Source organism: Streptomyces sp. NPDC002004, from assembly GCF_053593975.1.
Genome location: NZ_JBSFDP010000077.1, coordinates 1 through 5,585, shown reverse-complemented (window position 1 = coordinate 5,585; position 5,585 = coordinate 1). Strand labels below are relative to the sequence as shown.

Below are 5,585 nucleotides of genomic sequence, written 5' to 3'. Positions count from 1 at the left end.
GCGTTCAACCCGTGGGACCGGACGAAGATCGGTACGGTCGGCCAGCCGCTGCCCGGTTCGGCCGGCCCCTGCGGGCGGCGGGCCGGCCGCACGGGGGCGAGTCACCCTTGCGAGAGTGGCTTGCCCTGTCGGGGCGTGGGGCGGTGCGGCCCCGCGGAATGGGGGAGTGGGGGCAGGGAGGGCTCACGCAACCAGGCGTCGAAGAGTCCGTCGAGGGGTGAGGCCGTGTACCGCTGGGCGTGCGAGGTGAAGTCGGCGGTGGTCACGGTGCCGTGGCGATGCCTGCTGGTCCAGTCCTTGAGCATGCGGAAGAAGGGGTCCTCCCCCAGGGCGCGGCGCAGTGCATGGACCGTCAGCCCTCCTCGTTCGTACAGTCGGTCGTCGAACATCAGCTGCTTGCCCGGGTCGGCCAGCAGCAGGTCCTGCGGAAGCACGGTCAGCGCTTGGTGCGCGGCGGCGGCGTGAGCGGCCACCGTTGTGCCTCCGCTCCGCTCCGACCACAGCCACTCCGCGTACTTGGCAAAACCCTCGTTGAGCCAGATGTGCTGCCAGTCGGCGACGGAGAGGCTGTTACCGAACCACTGGTGCGCCAGTTCATGGGCGATCAGGCGTTCCGAGCTGCGTGCGCCGTCGAGGTGGTTGGTGCCGAAGGTTGCCATGCCCTGGGCCTCCACCGGGATGGTCAGTTCCTCGTCGGCGACCACGACCGCGTACTCCCCGAAGGGGTATGTCCCGAACACCTCCTCGAAGAACTGCATGATGCGGGTCTGTCGAGCGAAGTCCACGGTGAATTGCGGCAGCAGCCGTGCGGGCACATAGGCCGTCTGCGGCACCGCCGTGTGCCGTCCGTCCACCGGCGCCGGGGCGGTGAGGGGTACAGCCGTGTATTTGCCGAGGGAGACGGTCACCAGGTACGTGGAGGTGGGGGCCGACTGCTCGTACACCCACGTGGTGCTGCTTGCCCGGGTGGTACGGGCGAGCAGCCGGCCGCCGACAATCGCGGTGTACGCGGAGGGAGTGGTGATCGACACCCGGTAGGACGCCTTGTCGGCCGGCCGGTCGTTGCAGGGGTACCACGACGGTGCACCGACCGGCTGGCTGGCCACCAGCGCACCGTCGGTCAGCTCCTCCCAGCCCAGGCCGCCCCACGGGCTGCGCACCGGCTTGGGGTTGCCGGTGTAGCGCACCTCGACGGTGAAGGCCGTGCCCGGGACGAGTGCACGTGCTGGCCGGATGCGCAGCTTGCCCGCCCGGTGGGTGTAGCGCGCGGTGCGGCTGTCCACCAGCACCCGCTGAATCCTGAACGCGGCCAGGTCGAGTGAGATCTCCTCCAGTGGCGCGGGACCGGCCATCCCGCTGAGGCGGGCCGAGCCGCTGAGCCGGTTGGACATCGGCCGGTAGTCCAGGTCGAGCTCGTAGCGGAGGATCCGGTAGCGGGTGTCACCGTGATCCGGGAAGTACGGGTCCGTACCGGGAGCGGAGAACTGCTGGGGATTCACCAGGCTCCCTCCTCCCGGACAGCGGGCTCATCGTGCATGGTCGCGTCGTGCCTCATTCTCGCCAGGCCTCGATCGGGTTGCCCAGCCATCGGGAGTCCTCCGGGACGGATTCCGCGCCCATCGCCAGGGATGCCGGCCCGACAGTGCTGCGCGCCCCGAGCGTGCTGCCGGGCAACACGATGCCGCCGGGGCCGAGCGTGGCACCCTCACGGAGAACCACGCTGTTCATCCGGATGATGCGATCGTGAAAGAGGTGGGTCTGCAGCACACATCCCCGGTTGACGCTCACCCCGTCCTCGAGGGTGACCAGGTCCGCTTCCGGCAGCCAGTAGGTCTCGCACCACACACCCCGGCCGACGGTGGCTCCCAGGGCCCGCAGCCAGAGGTTCATGCACGGTGTGCCCGGCACCGCACCGATCAGCCACGGCACGGCCAGCACCTCGACGAACGTGTCGGCGAGCTCCGCACGCCACACGAAGCCGCTCCAGAGAGGGTGTTCTCCGGGCCGGAAGCGGCCCACCAGCAACCACTTGGCACCGATGGACACCCCGCAGGCGGCGCTCCCCGCAGCCAGCAGCACCAGGCCGGACAGCAGTGCCGCCACGACCGGTGAGCCACGTCCGGACAGGAGGGCGAGCGCGGCCAGCACCAGCAGGCCAAGGGCGGCGGAGACCAGTACCGGCAGAAGCCGGCACCCTTCGACCAGTCCTCGGCCCCAGAGCAGCCGGGACGGCGGATCGTAGGTCCGGCGGTGATCCGTGGTGTCGGCCGATCGCGGCAGACGCATGGGCGGCATCCCCAGGTAGGAGCTGCCCTTCTTCGCCTTCTTCGGAGTGGCGGACAGCACCCCCACCAGCCCCCGATCCGGGACGGCGCGCCCCTGCGCGGTCATGCCGGAGTTGCCGAGGAAGGCCCGCTCGCCGATCTCGGCCGCACCGATCCGCAGCCACCCGCCCCCCAGTTCGTACGGGGCGAGCAGGGTGTCATCGGCCACGAAGGCCCCGTCGCGCACCGTGGTGAAACTGGGCAGCGCCAGCACCGTGGAGACCTCGACGCGCCTGCCGACCTTCATCCCCAGGATGCGCAGCCAGACCGGAGTGATGAGGCCGGCGTAGAGCGGAAAGAGCGTGTCGCGGGCCAGATCCATGAGCTGGCTGACGGTCCAGGCCTGCCAGCCGATCCGACCGTGCAGCGGGTGCCAGCCCGGATGCAGACCACGGCTCAGCAACCGGACGGCGACGACCAGCAGAGCGGCGTACGCCAGCCCGAAGGCCAAGGTGGCGGGCACGAGCGCGACGAGTGCTCCGCGTACGGCGTCACCGAGACCGTCCCCCGCATGGACGAAGCACCCCGCCACCGCCAGTGCCGGGATACCCGCCAGCACGTGCATCAGCTCCAGCGCCGGGCCGCTCAGGCCGAACAGGGTCGCCCACCGGGCCCGGCGCGGGGGACGCCGTTTGGGCCACCGCCGTTCGGCCTTGCCCAGCTTGACGGCGGGCGCACCGCCCCAGCTCTGGCCGGTCGGCACCCGGCCGTTGACGACGGAACCGGGAGCGACCTGAGCCCGCTTGCCCACCCGGGCGCCGGGGAGGAGCGTGCTGCGGATCCCGACCACCGCGCCGGAGCCGATCTTCACCGGACCGACCTCCAGTCGGTCCCCGTCGAGCCAGTAGCCGGACAGGTCCACCTCCGGCTCGATGGCACACCCCCGGCCCAGCTTGAGCATCCCGGTGACCGGCGGCAGCGAGTGCAGATCCACATCCGGCCCGATACGCGCGCCCAACGCACGGCCGTAGCGGACCAGCCAAGCCCCGGACAGGCAGACGGCCCCGCTCAGCTCCGCGAGGCGCTCCGCGGTCCACAGTCGCAGATGGACATGTCCGCCGCGGGGGTAGCTGCCCGGCCGCAGTCCCCGAAGCAGCAGCCGTGCCCCGCCCGCTGCTATCGCCAGCCTGCCCGGTGGGCTGAAGAACAGCAGGACACCCGCCGCCACCCACCACCAAGAAGCCGTCGGCGCCCACGGATAGCTGCCGTACCACGCCAGCACATTGCCCAGAGTCAGCAGCCCGAGCATCCAGCGCAGTCCGACCAGGGTGAAGAGCGGTAGCACCAGGAGCATCTGCCCGACCTTGGCCCGTGCCGGGACGGGCTTCACGCGGCGAGGCCCGCTTGCGCCCTGCTCCGAACGCTCCAGCAGTCGGGCCATCTTGCGCAGGCTGGGGTGCTGGTAGACGTCGCGGACGGCGGTGGCCGGGTAGCGAGTGCGGAGCAGAGTGGTGAGCTGGGCGGCGGCAAGGCTGCCGCCGCCGATCGCGAAGAAGTCGTCCCGGGAGTCGGTGACCGGCACACCGAGGATCTCGCGCCACTGCTCGGCCAGCCACGCCTCGGTGCCGTTGAACTGCCCGGCCGAATCTGCGGCACCGGGGTCAGGCCCTGCCGTCCGCGGCAGCGGCCAGGGTAACGCGGCCCGGTCCACCTTGCCGGAGGTGCGGGTGGGCAGGACGTCGACGGGGGCGAGCAACGGCACCAGGGCGGCGGGCAACTGGGCACGCAGCCGCTCCACGGCCTTCGTGCGGTCCCAGCCTTCCTGGGTCACCACATAGCCGACCAGCAGGGGATTGCCACCGCGTGCCGTCCGGACGGCGGCAGCGGCACCGCTCACACCGGGCAGCGCCTGCAGGGCCGCGTCCACCTCACCGAGCTCGATCCGCCGGCCACCGAGCTTGACCTGCTCGTCGTCCCGGCCCAGGAACACCAGACCGTCGGGTTCGGCCCGTACGAGATCACCGCTGCGGTATGCCCTGTGCCAACCGAGCGACTCCAACGGACGGTACTTCTCGGCGTCCTTGTCGCGATCCAGGTAACGCGCCAGTCCGACGCCGCCGATGACCAGCTCACCACTCCCGCCCATGGCGACCGGGGTCCCGGCCTCGTCCACCACGGCCAGCTCCCAGCCGTCCAACGGCAGGCCGATCCTGACCTCGCCTTCCCCGGTCAGCAGACTGGCGCAGGTGACCACGGTCGCCTCGGTCGGACCGTAGGTGTTCCAGACCTCCCGCCCCTCGGTGACCAGCCGCTCCACCAATTCGGGCGGACACGGCTCGCCGCCGAAGACCAGCAGCCGCACCTCGTTGAGCGCCTCGGCCGGCCACAACGCGGCGAGCGTGGGCACCGTGGACACGACCGTGATGTCCTGCTCGGCGAGCCAGGGGCCGAGACCTGCTCCGCCACGTACCTGGGAACGCGTCACGGGCACCAGACAGGCACCATGCCGCCAGGCGAGCCACATCTCCTCGCACGAGGCATCGAAGGCGACGGAAAGACCGGCCATCACCCGGTCACCCGGGCCGATCGGCTCGTCCCGGAGGAAGACCGCGGCCTCGGCGTCGACGAAGGCGGCTGCGCTGCGGTGGCTGACGGCGACGCCTTTGGGCCTCCCGGTCGAACCGGAGGTGAAGATGATCCAGGCGTCATCCGCGGGGCCCGGGCGGCACCGACGGCCGGTGGCGCCGGGGCCCGTCAAGGTGAGACGCCGCCCGGCCTCCAGCACGGCGCTCACCCCCGCTTCACCGAATACCAGATCCGCCCGCTCGTCCGGGTCCTCCGCGTCGACCGGTACATACGCCGCCCCCGCGGCGAGTACAGCCAGAATGCAGACGTAGAGGTCATTGGTGCCGGAGGGCAGCCGCACCCCGACGCGGTCGCCCACGCCGATCCCGGCCGACGCCAGTCGGCCTCGTAGTTCATCGACCTCACCGATGAGTTCCAGGTAGCTCAGCGAGGTCCATCCGTCGTCCAGGGCCGGCTCGTGCGGATGGATCAGGACGGTGGCGTCCAGCACGTCCACGAGTGTCCGCGCAGCGGGGGCCGTACTTCCGCCGAATACCGCGCGAGGGGGGTTGGCGATCACGCCAACGAGATCCTGCGTCCGCACCCTGCGCCCCGACACCAGCTCAACCATGCGTCCCTCGTCCCTGTCCCCCTTCCACCGCCGAGCGGGACGGGGGGACCGGGTGGCGTGCAGCGGCAGCGAGGCGATCAGCAGCGCCGGTACGCCGAGGGGCTCGTCGCTGGGTGTCGGGGCGT

2 protein-coding genes are annotated in these 5,585 nt (G+C 71.2%); both read right to left on the bottom strand.

Annotation, left to right across the window (positions count from 1 at the left end; genetic code table 11):
- Window positions 1–101 precede the first annotated feature (101 nt).
- Entirely contained in the window at window positions 102–1,499 is a 1,398-nt protein-coding gene (locus ACWCP6_RS37155) for a M1 family metallopeptidase (protein ID WP_450937086.1), read from the bottom strand.
- A gap of 52 nt (window positions 1,500–1,551) precedes the next feature.
- The gene (locus ACWCP6_RS37150) at window positions 1,552–5,460 is read right to left on the bottom strand and encodes a Pls/PosA family non-ribosomal peptide synthetase (protein WP_450937085.1); all 3,909 of its coding nucleotides are present in this window, start codon (window positions 5,458–5,460) and stop codon (window positions 1,552–1,554) included.
- Between the last annotated feature and the right edge of the window lie 125 nt (window positions 5,461–5,585).

Bases quoted from the DNA above. Each gene is read 5' to 3' on its own strand.
- ACWCP6_RS37150 (WP_450937085.1), bottom strand. From the start codon at position 5,460: ATGGTTGAGCTGGTGTCGGGGCGCAGGGTGCGGACGCAGGATCTCGTT.